The sequence below is a fragment of the Paraburkholderia sp. RL17-381-BIF-C genome (assembly GCF_046026435.1).
Taxonomy (GTDB): Bacteria; Pseudomonadota; Gammaproteobacteria; order Burkholderiales; family Burkholderiaceae; genus Paraburkholderia.
Window position 1 is genome coordinate 1 of the sequence record NZ_JARESX010000110.1, and the last position, 18,179, is coordinate 18,179.

Annotated in this window: 9 protein-coding genes; 5 read left to right on the top strand and 4 right to left on the bottom strand. The window is 60.2% G+C overall.

Annotated elements, in window-relative coordinates:
* Positions 1-162: 162 nt before the first annotated feature.
* Both P0D70_RS34055 and P0D70_RS34060 read right to left on the bottom strand, forming a co-directional pair.
* Positions 163-948 (bottom strand): metallophosphoesterase, encoded by a 786-nt coding sequence (locus P0D70_RS34055; protein ID WP_408187758.1) that lies wholly within the window; start codon positions 946-948, stop codon positions 163-165.
* Positions 949-952: 4 nt separating this feature from the next.
* The gene (locus tag P0D70_RS34060; protein WP_408187759.1) at positions 953-1,468 is read right to left on the bottom strand and encodes a hypothetical protein; all 516 of its coding nucleotides are present in this window, start codon (positions 1,466-1,468) and stop codon (positions 953-955) included.
* 189 nt (positions 1,469-1,657) lie between these two features.
* Here P0D70_RS34060 and P0D70_RS34065 point away from each other — a divergent pair, with 189 nt between their 5' ends.
* The 4 genes from P0D70_RS34065 to P0D70_RS34080 all read left to right on the top strand — a co-directional run bounded on the left by P0D70_RS34065 (position 1,658) and on the right by P0D70_RS34080 (position 5,585).
* Complete coding sequence (locus tag P0D70_RS34065; RefSeq protein WP_408187760.1) at positions 1,658-1,957, top strand: helix-turn-helix domain-containing protein; 300 nt, start codon at positions 1,658-1,660, stop codon at positions 1,955-1,957.
* A gap of 372 nt (positions 1,958-2,329) precedes the next feature.
* The gene (locus P0D70_RS34070) at positions 2,330-3,388 is read left to right on the top strand and encodes a DNA-binding protein (RefSeq protein ID WP_408187761.1); all 1,059 of its coding nucleotides are present in this window, start codon (positions 2,330-2,332) and stop codon (positions 3,386-3,388) included.
* The gene (locus P0D70_RS34075; RefSeq protein WP_408187762.1) at positions 3,385-5,061 is read left to right on the top strand and encodes a tyrosine-type recombinase/integrase; all 1,677 of its coding nucleotides are present in this window, start codon (positions 3,385-3,387) and stop codon (positions 5,059-5,061) included. Before P0D70_RS34070 ends, P0D70_RS34075 begins: the two co-directional genes overlap by 4 nt.
* Before the next feature lie 200 nt (positions 5,062-5,261).
* A complete protein-coding gene (locus tag P0D70_RS34080) occupies positions 5,262-5,585 on the top strand; it encodes a phage integrase N-terminal SAM-like domain-containing protein (protein ID WP_408187766.1) in 324 nt (107 codons plus the stop codon).
* A gap of 300 nt (positions 5,586-5,885) precedes the next feature.
* Here P0D70_RS34080 and P0D70_RS34085 read toward each other — a convergent pair whose 3' ends face one another.
* Both P0D70_RS34085 and P0D70_RS34090 read right to left on the bottom strand, forming a co-directional pair.
* Positions 5,886-7,193 carry a hypothetical protein gene (locus P0D70_RS34085; RefSeq protein WP_408187763.1) on the bottom strand — a complete coding sequence of 436 codons (1,308 nt, stop codon included), beginning with the start codon at positions 7,191-7,193 and terminating at the stop codon, positions 5,886-5,888.
* A gap of 554 nt (positions 7,194-7,747) precedes the next feature.
* A complete protein-coding gene (locus P0D70_RS34090) occupies positions 7,748-13,015 on the bottom strand; it encodes a hypothetical protein (RefSeq protein ID WP_408187764.1) in 5,268 nt (1,755 codons plus the stop codon).
* 477 nt (positions 13,016-13,492) lie between these two features.
* Here P0D70_RS34090 and P0D70_RS34095 point away from each other — a divergent pair, with 477 nt between their 5' ends.
* On the top strand, positions 13,493-16,879 hold the full coding sequence (locus P0D70_RS34095) for a VPA1262 family protein (protein ID WP_408187765.1): 3,387 nt from the start codon (positions 13,493-13,495) through the stop codon (positions 16,877-16,879).
* Positions 16,880-18,179 lie beyond the last annotated feature (1,300 nt).

An 18,179-nucleotide genomic window follows, 5' to 3' on the forward strand; every position in this document is an offset into this window, starting at 1 on the left:
CACATGAAGCGACAGGCGCGTCCGACTTCGGGGACTTCGAGCGCATGCGTCGTCGTATGGGCCGGGCCAGCACCGTGATGTGGTCAGGAAACGGTAACGCCCCTTGTACCGCTCTGTCACTCCGACCACGCGCTGCAGTACACCGCGACAGAGCGCGCGCGATCACAGTTCAACCACCATCGCCGGATCGAACGCCGGGTTTTCCCATTCCAGGTCGACGGGGGCACCCGCCGTCAGACGGTTCGTTGCATAGCCGCGCGGGTTGGCAATCACCCGCGACTCGCCAACGCGATAATCGAACGAGTCATGCACGTGACCGTGAATCCACACGTCGGCCAGTTCGAGCACAGGTCCCAGGTCACTCACGAATGCAGCGCTGACCGGGTCGTTCACATAGCGCGAATGCACCGACGGCGGCGCAACGCCGTGATGGGTCACCACGACCGTGCGCCCGTCGAAGGGCTTTGCCAGTTCGTTTCGCAGCCAGCTCAATGAAATTTCGTGCTCGGCGAGCGCATGCTCCGGCCGGAACCGTCCTCCTTCACCAGTGCGGATCACACGATGGTCATACAGCATCCGCCCGGCCAGCGCCATGCTCCGGTCGCGCGTGCCATTGAGCGCATAGTCCGTCCACAGGCAGCAGCCGAGAAACCGCACGTTATCCACGAGAAACGCGTCGCGCTCGAGGTAATGCACCGCCGTGCCGGCCGCGCGTCTGCGGATCGTATCGGCGAGCGGGCCGTACGCTTCGCCATATGCTTCATGATTGCCATGCACATAAATGACGGGCACCGGCCAGCGCGCAAACGGCTCAACCGCATCGGCGCCCTTCGCAATATCACCTGCCAGCACCAGCACATCCGCATCGGAGTGGACAACCGGGATATAGCCCGGGAAACTCTGGTGCACGATCTCCAGATGCAGATCCGAGGCGATCTGGATGCGCATTCCGTCAGCTCATCCCTGCGCGATCAACCGTCGGTTTCCGGCGGTCAGCCTTGGATGAACGCGCCGGCGTGGACAGATAGATGCGCTTTCCGGGAGAGTGTTTCTCCGCGATACCGATCGGCATCGAGAATTCCTCGCCCGCTGCTGTCGTGAATCGCGCAAACGACACCAGCGGATGATTCTCGTCATAGGCGGCCGTTGCGCCGATATGAATCTCGCTCAGCGGCTGCAGGCTCCACTGTGCTGAGTCCTTGTGCGGCTTTGCGCTCAGCACGGCCGCGCCCCGCACGATCTGGCCGTCTGCAGACAGTTGCAGCAGCGTCTTCGCAGCGCCCGGGGCAAATTCCACCATGGCAACCCGGGGCAGGTCGCGTTTTCCAGCGGCGAACTGCAGGATGAGCACATCACCGCAACCCGCCATCTCGGTCACGGCCGACAACGTCACGCCGGGCCATGCCGGCACGCGGTTCTCGTCAGAAGTCAAAAACATAAATCTAGATTCCCATTCTCTACAGGTCATCCACCGTCCTTTCGCAACAGCCCCACGCCGTGGATTTGCAGGACGCCGCTTTCAACTTCGTCGCTGAGTCGACGCCGAAGCTGATGCCGGTGCGTTAACGGGGGTAGCGATAACACGCTAATTCATACTCTAGTATGAAGACAAATTATAGCGGTAAACGGAGAGTGCTCCCATTTCACGGGAGCAGATTTGGAAGCAGCGGAAGCGTTCGGAACGGTATTGCGTGCACGCCGCCTGGAGGCGAATTTGACTCAGGAGCAGCTGGCATTTGAGGCCGAAATTCAACGCGTGTATGTGAGCAAGCTGGAATTGGGACAGGCTCAACCGACGCTTGCAATGCTGCTTACGCTGGCCAGGGCACTTGATTGCACCGCCAGCGAACTGGTTGCGGCAGTCGAGCAATGTATGGCGACCGCCCACATGAAAAAGAGATCGGGCTCTGAGCCCAGACGCCTGCGCGCCCGGCCAGGTGCAAAGCGTCCAAAATAGACCTCCGTATGCGATGAAGTGTCCCGGCTAACGGGACAAATAAGCAGCGCCCTACCTAGATGCGCTTCCAATGATGCGCGCAACTCCGTGTCGGCCGCTTGCACCTCGCGGTCCTCGCTGTCCGCGCTTTCCAGTTTGCCCCCGAAATAGTTGGGCGTGCATTGCGCACCCCGGTCGCACAGGCCTTTCCTCACGCCCGCATGCGGGATTGCATCCAAGATTGACCCCAACTTCTGGGCGCTGTGTTTTCCGGTGATAAGGGGGTTTATCAGCGGAACCGTCTCCATTTCCGTGCTAAAAACCCCGGCCTAACGTTCGGCGCGTGCGTGAACTAGACTGGATTCTGTCACCGCCGCGCGCCGGAGTTCCGCCATGGCCCGCCCCGCCGCCATCACTCCCGACCAGATCCGCACCACCGTGCTGGCGATGCTCGCCGAAGCCGGCGACGCGGAAGCCACCGCGTCGGCCTCACCGCCTTCGCCGCTCCCAGCCGACGCGCCCGTCACCCGTGAACGCTTCCGCCGCGCGGTGTCGGTGCGGCGCCTGCGCGCGCGGCTGGGCGCCGGCGACCCCGCGGTGCTGTCACGCGCACTGAACGACCTCGAGGCGGAGCTCGTGCAGGCGGATATCGCGCACCTCGCCCTACCCGGGCTGCCGGACGCGATCGCCGAACAGATGCGCGCGCTGTGGGCCGCCGCCGTCAGCGTGCAGCTCGATGACGTGGTGCGCCTGAAAACCGAGGCGCGCGACGCGATGGAGGCCGCACAGGGCGCCCGGCACGACGCGGACCTGCGGGTCGAACTTTTGCGCGTGGAACTCGCCGAGCTGCGCGCACACCTGTCGGCGCGCGACGCGGAGCTCGCGACGGCCCGCAGCGAATGCCGCGCCGCGACGGCAACCCTTGCCGAACGCGAACAGGCGGCCGCCGCGCTCAGACAGTCCGCCGAGCAGGCGACCCGGACACTCGAGGATGCGCGCGCCGACCACGCGGCGGCGCTGGCGGCCGTCCACGCCCGCTACGAAGGCCTGTCGAAGCGCCTGCTGCAGGAGACCGAGCACCAGCGGCATGCGCTCGCCGCCGAACGCGAGCGGCTCACGACACAGTGCGCCGATGCGCAGACCCGGATCACCGCACTCGAGGGACTGCGCGAGCGGCTGCTCGAAGACGTGGCCAGCGGGCGCGACGCCCACCGGCAGGTGGCCGCCGAGGCCACGGCACTCGCGACTGTGGTCGCCGAACAGCGCCTTGCACTCCATGCGCTGCAGGCTCTTCGGGCACGGCCAGCGGCGCCCGCCACGTCGTCCGCGCAGAAACGAGCCGCCCGGCACCCGCCCGCGCGACACGCGAGCCCCGGCCACGCGACTACCGTCGCCGCCGCACCGCACGCACGGCTCCGCTCATCCCTTGCGCGTAAAAACCCGTCATCATGAAGCCCGCCAACTGTATCGACACTGGCGTGCTGCCACCGCGGCAACTACCGTCCGGCGTCGACGCCGCGCTCGCGTATCTCGAGCAGACACTGGGTCACGCCCTGTACCGCCGCTGGACCCTCGCCGACCTGAAACGCGCCGCGCCCTCGCTCGCCGACGCGAAGCGCGCACACCCTGCCGTGTTCGCACTGCTGCTCGAGCACGACGTCGCGATCGAGTACTGGGCCCGGGGGCGCCTGCACCTTGCAACCGCGAATGATGCGCCCTCGCCCGATACCGTGCTCGCTCGCGTACTGCACGCGCACCGCCGCCGGTTCCGCGATCTGCCCGACGGCAGCACAGCGGACGCTGCCGGCCAGCGCGGCGAGCCCGGTGAAAGTGCAGGCAATGAGGGCGACGGCGCCATCACGCCCGCTGAAGCGACGTGCGATGCCAGTATGGCGGTCGCCGACATGGCGACACTGGTCGCACTGTCGTCCTCGCACAGCAGCAATCCCGCGGCGCTGCGCGCATGGCTCACGCGTGCCGGCCGCTTCATGAACGCAACCAGCACCAATTCACTCGGCGTGACCGACGATGCCCGGGCCCTCGCGCTATTCCTGCGCGACCGCGCGCAGCGCTCACCGCACACCTTGCGGGCGTACCGCACCGAACTGCGCCGCCTGATCGGCTGGTGCGAGGCGCACCGGCGCGGCCCCTTATCCGATCTGACGCGCGATGACCTGCTCGCCTTCCGGCAGACCCTCGGCGCTGCGGGAAGCATTGGGGGCACCCCCTCCATGATCCCACCCCGGCCCAACGCCGCGCGTGTGGGCAGGCCGTCCTGCAGCGATGCGAGCCGCCGCCGCGCGCTTGCGGTCATCTCAAGCCTGTTCCGTTACTGGCAGAAAACCGGCTACCTCATCATCAATCCGGCGGCCGAGCTGTCGGGCGGTGGCGCGGCGCGCATGACGTGGACCCCGGCGCGGATCCTGCCCGCCCGGGTGCTGGCGCTGTGCGACACGGTGACGGCCGGTGCGCGGCCATCGGAGACATCGGCCCTCGTCTGGGCGCGCCGCTGTGCAATCTGGTCGCTCTACCGCTTCGCCGGTGTGCGGCTGGCCGAACTTGAGTGGTCCGCGGAACACGGGCTGCCACGCCTGAGCGTTGAGCCGGACGCGACCACGACGGCCGGCCCGGCCCACGGGTCGTCTGGCGCGACGGGCGGTCAATGGACGCTGCACGTGCGCGGCAAGGGCGGCAAGCTTCGCGCGATCCCGCTGCCGTCGCGCTGCGCGCCCGTGCTGCGTGACTATCGCGTCCTGCGCGGTCTCGCCGCCGAACCCGCACCGTTCGAGTCAGTACCCCTGATTCACAGCGAGAAGCGCGACGCGCTCGGGCACAGCGGCCTCTACGATGAGGTGAAGGCGGTGCTGCAGGCGGCAGAAGAAACGGTCCCGGCGGGTGATGCAGCGACCCGCGCGCTGATCCACGCGGCGTCGACGCACTGGCTGCGGCACGGCTATGCGCGCACGCTGGTCGTCGATCACGCGGTGCCGCTGCCCGTCGCGCAGACGTTATTGGGGCACGCGTCGGTGCAGACCACGGCTGCCTATGCGCGCACCGACCTCACGCAGCTGCGGGACTTTGTCGAGGGGAGTTTTCCAGTGCAAAGCTATTCGAACCACAAATGATCTTCGTCAGGTTGCATTGGCTCCGTCGACTGGTTAACAACGACGAGAACTGATCAGACAAACTTGCTACGAAGCGGTTGTGGGGGGCGCCTCCTGCTTTGCCCGAGATCGCAACGACTTGACGGTCAACCACTGCGACAGGAGTTCATTTCATGGTTTGGTCGCAAACAATCACGGTTACGCATCCGCTGATAGGACAAATGATCCGCGACATGTGTATTCGTGAGGTTGACATACGCAGACAGATATCCTTTCTGCAGGTTGTACGCGCATTTATCGGGTTCAATGGGACCACACCCGATGCTGCCACAGTCGATGATCTACGCCGCTACTTGGTGCATTTAGCCAATCATGGTGCCTCGCGTTCCACGTTAGCGGTCACTACCGCAGGGCTCTCATTCTTTTTCAAAATAAATCTCGGTCGGCCCGTGCCGCCGGCTTCAAACTGGCTAAAACCGCTCTGGCAAGTCCATTCCCGTGAAGACCGAGAAGGACGCATTGCTCGGCCAAAGGCAGCTATGTAGCATCGATGGCCGATTGGAGACGATCAGACGGAAGCAACTCTCATCTCAGCGATGACAAGTTAATCTTGCCAGTGACCGGTTTGCCGACGCGGTCGCAGATCAGAATCGACACGATCCGACCGGACATCGGCCTTTGCTGACATTGAAGTGTCGACCACTGTGAGGCAGCTGATAGTCGCTTTGCGGGCATTGGCACCGTCGTAGCCGCGAATGCCCGGTGCCGATGCGAGTCAACGAGTACTCAGGACCTTGATCCGACTTTCCCCGATCTCGTAACGATCACTTGATGAGGGCCACGTGTCAGATCGCATCGGATTTTGCTCCCCGGGTTGCAATGCCGTCCAGTCGGTCAACCTGCGTCATTACCTGCGCGAGGGTGGTATACCCACGCTCGGACAGCGATACGACAGTAAGTAACATCCAGGCCACCAGTTGACTAAACCTTGCTATTGTGCAGTCGCTAATGTGATCGTGTGACGCGCCGTGTACTGCTCGCGAGCGTAGTCCATATAAGCGCTTGATCTCCGCTCGTAATTCACAATACTGAGAAACGCTTTGAAACTGAAATCCTCCGAAGACCAGCAAGCTCGCTAATCCTGACGAGACGGATTCAGTTATCTTATCATCTGCAAAAGAGAAGAACACTTCAACGCAGCTCCAAAATTTCACAAATTTCATTACAGGGACTGCATCACGCTGAGCGTCGGAATACCAAAAAATTGCTTTGGAAACTGCGATGGCAACTTCCGTTTGCTCTACGCCTTCGGCGAGGTTCTGCGCGCGATAGACCATTCTCGTGAGATCCGACGTCGTCCCGAGAAAAGCGTTCAGTGGGAACGGTTGTCCGGACGGCCAACGATAGTGGGTCGAAAGGCTCCGTCCGCTCTCAGTCCAAGAAAACAATATGGAGGCGTCGACCACAGTATCGGATGCCATCGCAACGCCAATCCGAAATCGCGATGATCCGTGTTGATACATGCTTGCTGCAGCTATGGCCAAGACGCCCGTCGTCGTGGCTGCAAGCTTCGCGAACTTCCGTTCCGCGACACGTTGTGTGCTTCGAATGGTACTTTTGAGACAAACGTCTGTCGGGGACTTCTTGAGCAGCTTTGCTACATCGATATGCGCGTGCTCGATACCAAGTTCGTCGAGCGCCTCAGGTGCCATCTTGAATATGATTGCCGAACCCAACTGGAATGGCGCGTCGCCGTCAAGCTTTACTCCATAGAGCGGAATGGCGAATGTGTGCTCCTCAATCTTGTCGTTGACCGCCGACGTGATATCCCGGAGTAGTTCTTCACCATCGTCAGGCTGAACGCCGTCTGAAAGATATTTGGTAGCAACGCTCAACCAGGCTTCCCAGATGTCTGGGAAGTCCGCAAGTCCATCAAACACCGCAGCTCCGTCGATCAACTCGACGATGCACCGGAAATTTCGGTAGCCCGATTCCGTCAAAAATACCCAGCGATCTCCGGGAAGACGAAACTGATGCGAGAAGAAATTCTTCGACGGAATATCCTTAAGGGACGCGGGTACAAAGAAAGACTTTTTCGTGAAAAATCCATCTGAGGTACGCTTAAGCGTACGTAACAGTTTCGGCTCGACCATGAAATTTCGCTCAATAATTTGAGTTTACTCAGAGGCGGGGATACGACGTAAGCTTGTTCTCTCCAGTTGCCAGTTCAACTGGATCGACATTACCTGGATGGGCAACAGCACGAACTTGAGTGACAATTTCAGGCTCGACACCGTGCGCGACATTTCTGTTTGGCCGCAGACTCGGAGAATAGTCCATGAGCGAGCAAATTGAACTCATTCGCCGCCATCGCTCTAAAAATTTTAGGGCAAACAGCGATTGTCAACGATCTACGAGGCCAAGTCGAGCGTCCTTCTTGGCCGAGAACACCAAATCGGGAACGCTCTGCGGAGCGATCGTCGAATTCCCCAATGGCTGCTCATCGGTAGCCGATGTGAGCAGGTACTACCGGCCAGGAACGGTCCTTCAAGCAAAAAGCAAGCATGTAATCCCAACGGCAGAATTACTGCCAGCGGCAGAGGGCGGTGATTGACCTGCTCTCGGTGCGGATTGTCTGCGCAGATTAAAGATTGGAGTGGCGAACTAACTTTCGTCACCCCAACCACGTGATACCTGTTCTCGCCCGCTATCGAAGCTGCTTAATGCGCTCTTGGAGAGCTAGGGCAGTTGGGATGTTCATAGCTGCAAGTGCAGCAGCGATCTCCACGAGTGCCTGTTGCGCTTGACGGTGTTGCGACAGGGCTTGCGCGTCGGAACTCAATGCCGCAGCCACCAGCGCTACCAATGCGTCGCCCGTACCCTCACGGTACCAGCGACTGGAAGGCTCGCGCTCCTTCAGCATGGCGGCGAGCCAGCGAAGCCCGTCAAGCCGAAGTGGGGCTCCGAATTGTGTCGTCAGGAAGTGGCAGAAACGGGTGACGCATTCTTCGTCGCGAGCCAGGTTCGCAGCGGCCCAGCGTTCGTAGAAATCCTTCATCCGCAGAGCCGCGCCCGGGTGCAACCGGGACAGGGTATCCTCGCTCCCGAAGCCAAGCAGGTCGCAAATCAAGCGCAAGCCGTGGAACCATAGGCCAGGTTGAGACCAATCAGCTGCGAGGCCGTATTCCGCGGTCGCCCGCCAGACGCGCTCAAATGCCATGGGACCGTCACCTTTCCCGAGGCGCAGGAACAAGCCGCGAATGAAGTGCTGCAGCGCGTAGTGTGCGGCAGGACCGTGGGCGAGAACAGGCTCCCAAACCGCGCGATCTCCTTCTGCGGGCGCCGCGATCGACAGAGTTCCGAGCTTCAGAAGGATGTCGTAGCCGAGGTTTTGGCTCGGCAAGTCGTACTCGCCATGCTTCTTCCTGCGTGCCTTGGCGCGCGTGGCATCGTAATCCCAGATGCGCAGCGCCAAGCGCGTGTCGAGATCGCGATCGCCAGTGCCACTGCCTTCGATGAGCCAGTTAAACAGGACTTCGAGGAAGTGGCCGTCTAGCGAACCACCTCGTTCGCGCTCCGGCTTTCCGCGCCAAGCCTGGTCGCCGGCATTGTAGAGCCGCGTGCGGCGCTGAAAGTCCAAACGTTCTAAGTCCGCGACGACGCGCTTGAAATCGAGCTCATCCGGCGTTGCGTTCGGTCCACAGAGTGGAAAGCGCCGCAGCCGTGCGAGCCATACCCTCCAGGCGCGCTCTGCGTCGTCTCCATCGCCGTGGTGCGGAGCAAGCATGATGAGGCCCGACCAGAAGAGCCCGGCGCGGAGCAGCCGCCACCACGCGGTGCCAAGCTGCTCTCTATTGGCGTAAGCGACGTCGACCACAACGGCGGTCGCTCGCGAGTCGCCGCTCGTCAGAAGGCGCAGGACGGAGGTCTCCCATTCCTGACGGCCATCTCCATCGGAAAGCCACAGGTGCATGACCGCGTAGGAGACGAATTTCAGCTCGTCGCGGAGGCTCCCCATGCGCCGCCCGCGAATCTCTTCTCCTGTTGACGCGATCGCCGTCACACCGGCGCGCACGACTTTGAGTGCGTGCTTCTGCGCTTCGGGGTTCCGAGCGAGCCAAGAGCCGCCCAATGCGACGAGCGTGCCGGCTGCAGCGAAACTGCATTTCGATTTCGCGTCCTGATCTTCGCCCTCCGCTCTAGCGTCACACTCTTGAAGCAAATTGAAGAGGTACGAGGCCTCATCGTCAGTGAGCGGTTGGCCGCCTCGAAGCCTCTGCTCGCACTGGTTCGGCATGAGAAGGTACGTGAGGGTTGACGCGCTGTCGGTCTGCCACGACAACACTTCAAGGCGGAGTTCGTCAGGACACACGAAGCCCTTGGTCTCTGCGCCCGTCGCCGGGTCGGTGACGGTCTGATAGTTGGCCCGGTCGAGCTCGGCGAAGAGAAGCTTGAACTCCAACGCCTCCTTCAGGTCTTCTGGCAGCGCCCAGGTTGGCAGCAGCGCTTGAAGACGTCGCGCAACGTCGCCATCGGCCAACAGGAGTTCGACAACGACATTGAGGAAGTTCTGCTGGCGATGAGGCGCTAGGGTCCAATCACGCGCGAAGTCGAATATAGTCTGGCCGCCCTGGAGCCAGCTCCACCCGATGAAGTTGTAGCTAACCTGCTTCACGCGAACGCGGTCCCAATAGAACAGGTTCGGAAACGTCATCAGGGCCGCGAGGGGACCCGTCAGCAACGACGGCCGATACTTGGCGACGTTGATGAGTACACTGACGAGCGCCGCAGAATTTCCCTCCCCGAGTATCCTCTCGATATCAGCGGTGATGTCCTCACCCGCGTCGAGCCGTAGCATAAGCCAGCGCTCCAGCGCATCGAGAGCGCAGAATAGATTTCCGTTGCGCATATCATTGGACTGCGGCCAACCGAATACCTGCCACCAGCCAGGGAAAGTCTTCTCTGATCCGTCCGCAAATTGCAGTTTTACCCCGGGAGCCTCTCCGGTTTGACCCTTCATGACCTCGGCCACCCAGCGCTCCGTGCAAAAGTTCACCAGCGCGATGAGCGAAGTGAGCGCCATTTCCGGGACTAGCTGGAAGAAGGGAAAGAACGGGCTCTTCCAGAAGGCCGTCGGGTAAGCGTCCTGGGAATATTCGATGCCGAGATCCACTTCGAATCGCCCGGACCCGTACTCTCGCTCCGGCTGGTCTTCGATGATGAGCGCGAGCAGGACTTCGGCTGCCAGTTCAGGCTGCGCCTGCATCAGAAACTGGATGCCGTTCTCCTTAATGCAGGCGGTCCGGAAATCCATGTCGACCTTGTCGCGGGCTCCTAATGGCCAAGGCGGCAATCGCTCGCGGAACGATCCGAGGGAGCGCGGCATCTGCTCCCGTTCTTCGTGCCGCGCCTTGTATTGGGTATCGGTCTTTAGACGCTCGGCGTGCGCCTTCGCCTTCTGTAGCCGAACCTCGGCGATGCGCCGTTTGACGTCAGCGTCGACCTCTCGGCGTCCCGCGAGTTCGAGCGCCCAGTTCCCAACCTCGATCGGCAGGTCTGCCGCGCCAGCCAGTGGCGCGGTGTACAGCAACGGCTCACGCATCAGGTACATCACGCCGTGGCCCTTCTCGACCTGCACCGTCCGAGCCATGGCGAGCGCCATCTCCGCCATCTCCAAGCGGAAAGGCATTCGATTACCGCTGCTCAGCATGTGCGGCGTTTTCGTCAGCCAGGTCTCGATAACCTTCGCTAGAGCAGGTGAAACAAGCTCAGCCAGTCGCTCTCTCTGTGTGATCAGGAAGCGAAGAACGGGAGGCCAACGGCCGAAAACAATCGAGCGGTACTGAGCCTCCATGTATAAGCCGACCGCTGTACTAAGTCCCATTCCGCCGCCAGTCGGCGTTGTCGCGATGTGGTGGAAGCGCAGAAGCAGCCGCGTGAGGTGATTCGCGCCGTCGCCGAGCAGGAGATCGACCCGTTCGGTCAGGAAGTGTTCGGCGTGGGAGTCAAGGCAGAGCGCGTCAAGGAGGATATCGCCCGCCAGCTCGTTCTTCGCAGCCGCGGCGGCCCCGAAGGCGACGTCCCAGCCCGTGCCAGTTTCGGTCGGCTGCCGCAGCAGGAACTGGCCCAACATCCGAAGCGCGTTCGTCCAGAGCGGGTTGCTGGCCAGGTCGGCCCACTGTGATGTATCAGTCCAAATCTGCTTCAGGAACTGGAAGCGCGCCCAATCCGCCGCGAGATCGTGCTCGAACTCGACGCGGTTGCTCCGCTCGTTCAGACGCAGCGGAAGCACGTCAGGCTTCTCCCTGAACGTCATCGTATCCGCCGGCTCCAGGTCGGTCAGCGCAAAGCTGCGCTCGAATGACGCTTCTCGCTGGGCGAGGCGCATCATCAACGCCTGCACGTCGGCGCGGTCGTTCGTCCAATATTTCCATAGGCGGTCGGCGATCGCGGTGTGAGAAGCCAGTCCACCCGCGTTTGACCCCAGCGCCGCTCCGGCCTCGATGACCCACGCCAATGTCCGCAGGTTTGTCAGCGCCGCAATGGTGTCTTCATGACCAACCAACCAGCCGAGGGCGGGTGAAGGCAGAAGCGCCTGCTTTACAGCACCACTCTTAAGCGTTTCGACCTCGACAGGATGCGGTGTACGCGTGCCGAGTATCATCTCTCCGCCGTTGCCGCCGCTCTGCGTCTGCGTGACGACGACGACCCGCCACGCCCCACCGGTCTCTTCTCCTTCGTTCGGCAGGATAGCTTGAACCAGTCGGCGGATGACAGCGAACTCACCTGGCTCGATCCGTTCCGCAGAGTCGATGACCAGTACGTTCTGCGGTTTCACTGTGGCGTTCAGTACCAGAGAGAGTTCGTGAGTCAGAGGGAGGGCGCCCCGGCGCGCGGCGCTAAGCGCCGTCTTCAGTTCCTCCGGACCAAACCACACCTGGTTCCAGGACGGATATGCGTCGTCCAGCACAGACTTGACCAGTGCCGACTTGCCCGAGCCTGACTCCCCGAAGATCACTGTAACCGTATGGTCGGCGAAAGCGGCCTGGAGCGACGCCTTCTCCACCGTTCGCGGAACGACGTAACCAGACAGCAACTCCGTCTGTATCCGCGCCTTCTGGTCCGCGGTGATATTGAAGAGTGTCTCCCAATCACGCTCAAAGTCCGGATGATGGCGCAGCCCGAACGGACCACGGAGCAAGGACAACAGATCCGGGACGGTGATCGTTCCGCTGCGAAGGCGTACCTCCTTTGCGATGTTGATGAGACTCTTCCAAAGAGCCTGCGCTTCGTCGTTGGAGCCGGACGCGAGCAAGCGGCGGCATTGCGCGATGGCCTGGGTCTCGTTCTCGGAGTGCGCGAACTGTAAGTCAGTCGGCAGCACGTGCAGGCGGCGAATGAGCTCGATGGTTTCCGCGTCGGACACCCCGCCGGGCTTCTGGACGCTATCGAAGACTTTCGACTGCCTCGCGTTGCCCCGGATGCGGCTCATAGCGAGCGCAATATCGGTGCCGCTGCATGCGTTCTTCACTTCGCTCCACACCGGGGAGAACTTCTCATGGGTACCGAGCGTGACCAAGGCCAGCCCGTCGGTCGCGCGGTTAAACGGCCCCTGCGGGTCACTCCACTGCTCCCAGGCGCGCGTCACGAAATCAGCGGGGAGGCCGACCTCGGTCACCTGCAAATTGCCCTTTGCGGAGATCGCGAGCCGCCGCGGCGCGGTGGTGGTCTGGGCGGTCAACAGCAGGTCGTCGATGCGCCACCCCAAGGTCGAGACTTGTGCCTGGACTTGCGTGACCACGACGCCGATGCCCGGCGCCTCCTCACCTGACAGGGCCTTGACCAGCTGCCAGGCGCTTATCAGGTCCTCGAACTCGAACCCGGCGCCGCTCGTCGACCGCAGCGTCGCCGGCGAGCGTTTCGTGCTAACGCCGCGAGGCGCTTTCGACTTCGATGTGTTCCTGGAGGGGGCCATTTGCTTTCGAATGCTTGTAGCTCTTGATTATTGCTATATCTGTCGACGAGAAGCCGGGAGCGCAGGCCACTCGCGGCCTTATGGTTGGCTTGAACCGCGTTGTAGATCCCCGATTGATAGTTGAGCACCACTGAATCGCACCGACAAAGTGTACCGCCGAGGAGGTGCCTAAGCCACTTCGTCCTTTAGTCAACTCGCCGGCGGGCACTCGGATCAGGCCTCTGGGGAGTCTCCAAAGGAATTGTGAGTAATCGTCGGTTACAAGTTGCAGTCGCACCGAGCAAAGGTATGTCGTGGCAAAAGAACAGTCTTTCTCGGTGCTCCCCTTCTTCCGGTCCGCCGCGCCGGAGAGTGTGGCGCGCTGGCAATACGTGCGATAGGTGGCCAAGAGTTTCGCATCCAGTGGGCTAAGCAATAATGGCTGATAATCACCTTACGCTGATAAGCAGTACCGCCCACCAAAAACGGAAAGCGAGAATGCGGACAATTAATCGCACGCAACCAATGGCTCCTACGCTAGATGATCTTCTCAACGACAACCGACTAGGTCGGCTATTTTCAAAGGACATCCGCGACTGCGCTTTGCAGTTGTGGATATTGCAGGTCAAGTCTGAGCAATCGATCCAAAATCGCATAGTCTACGGCCGCTTGCTGCCCTATAGTCACTCCAACGACCAGTGGTCCTCTAGCGATGACGATAGATTCATCCCCTTCGGGCAGGTCGAAGCTCAGGTTATTCGAGTCAACCTCTACGTCAGGAGTATGCTGTGTGCGAGTCTTCTACGCCTGTTGAGTGCTGGCCGAACCATATCGGAAGTCAGCGAAGAACTAAAGCTCGGGATATCAGACCGGTTTAAAGTGCGGTTCGGTTCGACGGCACTCTCTGCCGATAACTTGGTCTACCGCCCTGTCGCCTATTTGCTTAACCGCGACGCATATGATCGCAATTCACCCACTAGCCCGCATGGTGGGGCTGGTGCCTTTAGCGCTTCAATTACCCAGACCGACAAGGCGACGTTATTCCGCCAGGGTCCGGGCTATGACATTGCCTTGACTGCATCAGTGGTCAAGCACCTAAACACTGATACAGGATTGGACTTTGCAGGCGTCGACACTACTCGGTTCGGCGACATCGAATTGTTGGTCTTTCCTGCCTTGGATGACCGAGAGAGGCGCTTGCTGAGTGTGAGCTGGACCGACAACCCGCGGACCCTAGTCGCGCGATTCAATCCGATACAGGTCCCGCACTTCAGCGGCTTTCAGTTTCGGTTGAGCATCGTGAACGACAGCCAAATCGTGTACTCGGGATTAGCCATAGCTGAACGCGATGAAGGCGACGCGTTCAGCTGTAAGTTCGAAGTAAGCGATCAACTGCGCGAGAGGACTGACAGCACGGAGCTGGAAATCTTCGGATTCCATGGCGAGCATCCCCGTCAAGGCACACTTTGTTGTCGGTGGCGCGTCGGATACGTTCGGGAGCTCAATCTTCAAGGGCATGTAGTCGGCCAGCCAGCCAATCAGGACAAGTTTGACTGGCTGGAAAAAACCACTCGGGCGTCGGCGCGGGTGCAGGCCGCCTTGACGATTAATCGCGGCAATATGGGATTCGGCAACCGCATCGGCGGGCGCAAGTCCGACCCTTGGGTCCCAGCCAACCGCGACCTTGCCGCCCTTTTTGCGCGGCTCCATCCATCGACGTCCGAGGGGCAGTTCTTCCTGCGCTGGGGCCAAAGCGACGGCGAAGGGCGACTGCAATTCGTGGAGTGGTTCAGAAAGCTACTGTCCAAGCACCAGCAGCATCAGTTGATCATTTTCGATCCCTATTTCGAGGACGCTGGGTTGGGTCTGATGTTGCTCTGCGCGGCATCGGAGTCCGATTACATTGTGTTCACGTCTCTACCGAAGCAATCCAAGTTCGACGAGGCCATGCCGGATGCACTCGACAAACCCACTCCCGGGCGGATTAACAATCTTGTGGCGAGTTGTGAGCACAACAGCCACCTGCTGCAGCGCATCAAGCTGCGCGTCTACGGTCTAAAGGAAGGCCGGCTTCACGATCGCTACATCCTAGTCATGGGACCAGACGGGCTACCAGTCGCTGGGTTCAACCTGTCAAATTCGTTCCAAAAAGCCGCCGAAAACTACCCGTTGCTGGTCACCCCGATTCCTGCGGATACTCTCCTTAAGGTTGAGCAGTACAAGTCCGCTCTGGTGAAAGAGGCAGAGGCTGCGCGACCCGAAGGCGAGGCTGAGAATCCCTCCATGCGGCTTCTCTTCGACTCCAAGGCGTCGACGGCGGCGCCGCGACGCTACGAGCCATTACGCTTCCTCGAGAGAGCCACGACAGGCGACGTGCTGAGCGTATGGACCGGCCAGCCGTCACTACGAGGCTTAAGCGGCGATCCGTTGAAGGAGCGGATGGCGGCGCTGGGTCTGCTCAAGGATGACTCGCTCGCGCTCCCCGAAACGGCGGGCCTGCGCAATTGCCTCGCCCAGCAGGCGGGCAACTTCGCAAGCTTCACTGAAACGTGGGAGGTGCTTGGCGAGGTGCTTGCACATTCGCGTACCGAGGACGGTCAATTTCGAGAGGTCGAATCTGAGCGCGAATTTCTAGATTTCCTGACGCGTTTTCTCAAGGCATCGTTCGAACGCACGCATGATGATGGAAACTCGGAACTGGCCGTGGTGGACGCTCGGTTCTTTAGAGAACCGGTCAAGATCCTACTGCGCAGTTCCTATAACGTCCATCATCTGTTCCATGCGACAAAGTACGCAGCCCTGACTTGGCCAGAGTACTACACCGTCAAACTCCTATGGTGGTATGCCCCAGACATACTGCTACGGGTTGTTGAAGCCGAAGCAGCCAACGTGCCAAAGGAGCCCCAAAGTGCGGACGTTATTCGGCTGTCCCTGCTAAGTCAGATCGTCAGCGACATTTCGCTGTCAGTGCAGTTCGGCATCAGCGAACTGCAACGGGACCGACTCATCCGCAGTAGCAATGGCTTGTTGCAATGGATGGGGCTAAACGCATTAGAACGTCAGTTGGAAAAGCCGGAAGGGCTATCTGCTGTGCTCCAGTTGACAGGCGCCTTTGCCTATCCGGAGCGAGTATGCGCCCTGGGCTGGATGGTTCATCGTGCTTCGGGAACCGCGGAGAAAGCGGAAATATACAAGGGCTTGGTCGCGGCGTTGCATGAGGCGCTGCCATCTACCATCCCCGCGGAAGAATTTAGGCGTCTCGTCGATTCGATGCGCGGTCACATGCACGAACTGGCTTGGGCCGGGCCCTGGCTGTTCCAGGATGTGGTTTTCCCCCTGTTGCAGAATAACCGCGCCGATACAGACGACGCTTGTGAAATCTGGGTAGAAGAGTTAACCCACGCGCTAGAACCGACGCTGGGAAAGCGGCCTCGGCTGTTTAATCGATCCCGCGAAGGTCAGACGACCAATATCGCCGCATTCCTCTTCGCATACAGTAGCCCCACGCGACAGCGCGCTAGCCTAAAGTCTATGCAGGCAATCTTAAAGCGTCAGCAGCGGATCGTCCAACAACCCCTCGCTAGCACTTCAGATTGGACTCGATGGGACGGCGCCCTTACCGTTTCACTGTGGATCTTGGCGTTCAGCAAATGGAGCGGATATTACTTACAGCAGCGGGAATTGCGCGTCCGCGAGTTAGAAGATCTAATGCAGAGCGCGCGCGCTATTGCCACCGCGAGACCAATGGATGAATGGCGGTCGAGAAGCATGGGGGAACCCGGTGAGCTCGCCGCCTTTCTCGACCAGGCGGAGGAACTAAAAGCTGCGATCGACAGATCAATAAACAATACGCAATACCCGAGTTCTAATGAACCGCGGCTTTAGATGAGTAGATGAGACCGCTGAGGGGGTTGGACAGCCCCCTCATTAATAGCGAGACGTGCCATTCGCTGACGTCAGATTGCGAATGGCCGCTAACCGACTTGCTGCCGACGCAACGCCCCCCTGCAGCCGAACGTCAGCAATGGCCGACTAGTTATCCATGCCGTATTACGCGAATATTCCGCTGATAGACCGTACCTTCGGGTGATTTTGCCTTCGGGTGCGTGCTCAATTCACATATCGGCAGATTCCGGTGCCCGAGCCGCGGATCTTGATGCCGCTTTCGTCCGTACCCCACACATGTGGGCCATAGATGAGGACCGCGCCGCCATGCGAAGCTTAAAATTCACTGCGGCCAAAGTGGGTTAAAAAGCGTTTTCTTGTGACTCTGATCCTGTGCCCCGGCAGGTCATCGAACTCGGGCAGTTCGAGACACGTGCACGAAATACGCCTTGGGCATGTTGCGGCCCCTCCATCGTTGCCGTCCTACATTCTCGAACTGGCTCTCGCCCATGGACATTCGTCGATCCGCGAAGATCCTTACTGAGCGGGACACAGCGCCATTTCCACACCCCGCCACCTAACGGGTGACAGCGGCAGAGTGTCCTGTTGTTTCAATGTCGTCCATTTTTGTCCCAAAGGTCTCTCTCGCTGATGCCATCACCAGATCTCAACGCCACGCGAGACGCAAGCGCAACGAGGGCCCGCGAGCAACATTCGTATTTATTTGCGAGGACGGACCGCCAAAACTCTTGAGCCCGCCATGCCTCCCCGTTAGCAGTGGCGGAATTATGCCCAAGATTGGTTCAGCAAGGACCAGCGCTCAAGCGCCATATGCATATTGGGTGGTTTTGCTCCCTACAGCGCTAGAAACGAGGACGCTGTAAATGCTCAAGCTTATGTCGCTATTCACTGGCATGGGGACACATATCCGTCGCCGTATGGCTATCGCAACCATGATGCCTCGCGCTTTACCCTTCACTCGTGCTTGGCAATGGGCCACAGACTCCGCTCTCGTAAGCGTGCTTTCGTCCTTAACGAAGCCAAATACTTGGGCCATATAGACAATCCTCATCAGCCCATTAAACAGATGCAGATTGCTGTGACCATCCCAGCGTATCCGAGATAAGCGCCTATGGACGAAGGCAGTCGCAACACGCGACTGTCCATTTTCCCGTTTGAAAAATGGACCAACTCAGAAAAAATTAAATCATTTAAAATCATCTACTTACATGTTGTCCATCCATTTAAACTTATCCGTGAGCCGTACGCGATCGACGACTACAACTGCCTGCATCAGGAT

Excerpts from the sequence above, each read along its gene's own strand:
- P0D70_RS34055 (WP_408187758.1), bottom strand. The coding sequence starts at position 948 with ATGCGCATCCAGATCGCCTCGGATCTGCATCTGGAGATCGTGCACCAG.
- P0D70_RS34060 (WP_408187759.1), bottom strand. The coding sequence starts at position 1,468 with ATGACCTGTAGAGAATGGGAATCTAGATTTATGTTTTTGACTTCTGAC.
- P0D70_RS34070 (WP_408187761.1), top strand. The coding sequence starts at position 2,330 with ATGGCCCGCCCCGCCGCCATCACTCCCGACCAGATCCGCACCACCGTG.
- P0D70_RS34075 (WP_408187762.1), top strand. The coding sequence starts at position 3,385 with ATGAAGCCCGCCAACTGTATCGACACTGGCGTGCTGCCACCGCGGCAA.
- P0D70_RS34080 (WP_408187766.1), top strand. The coding sequence starts at position 5,262 with ATGATCCGCGACATGTGTATTCGTGAGGTTGACATACGCAGACAGATA.
- P0D70_RS34085 (WP_408187763.1), bottom strand. The coding sequence starts at position 7,193 with ATGGTCGAGCCGAAACTGTTACGTACGCTTAAGCGTACCTCAGATGGA.
- P0D70_RS34090 (WP_408187764.1), bottom strand. The coding sequence starts at position 13,015 with ATGGCCCCCTCCAGGAACACATCGAAGTCGAAAGCGCCTCGCGGCGTT.
- P0D70_RS34095 (WP_408187765.1), top strand. The coding sequence starts at position 13,493 with ATGCGGACAATTAATCGCACGCAACCAATGGCTCCTACGCTAGATGAT.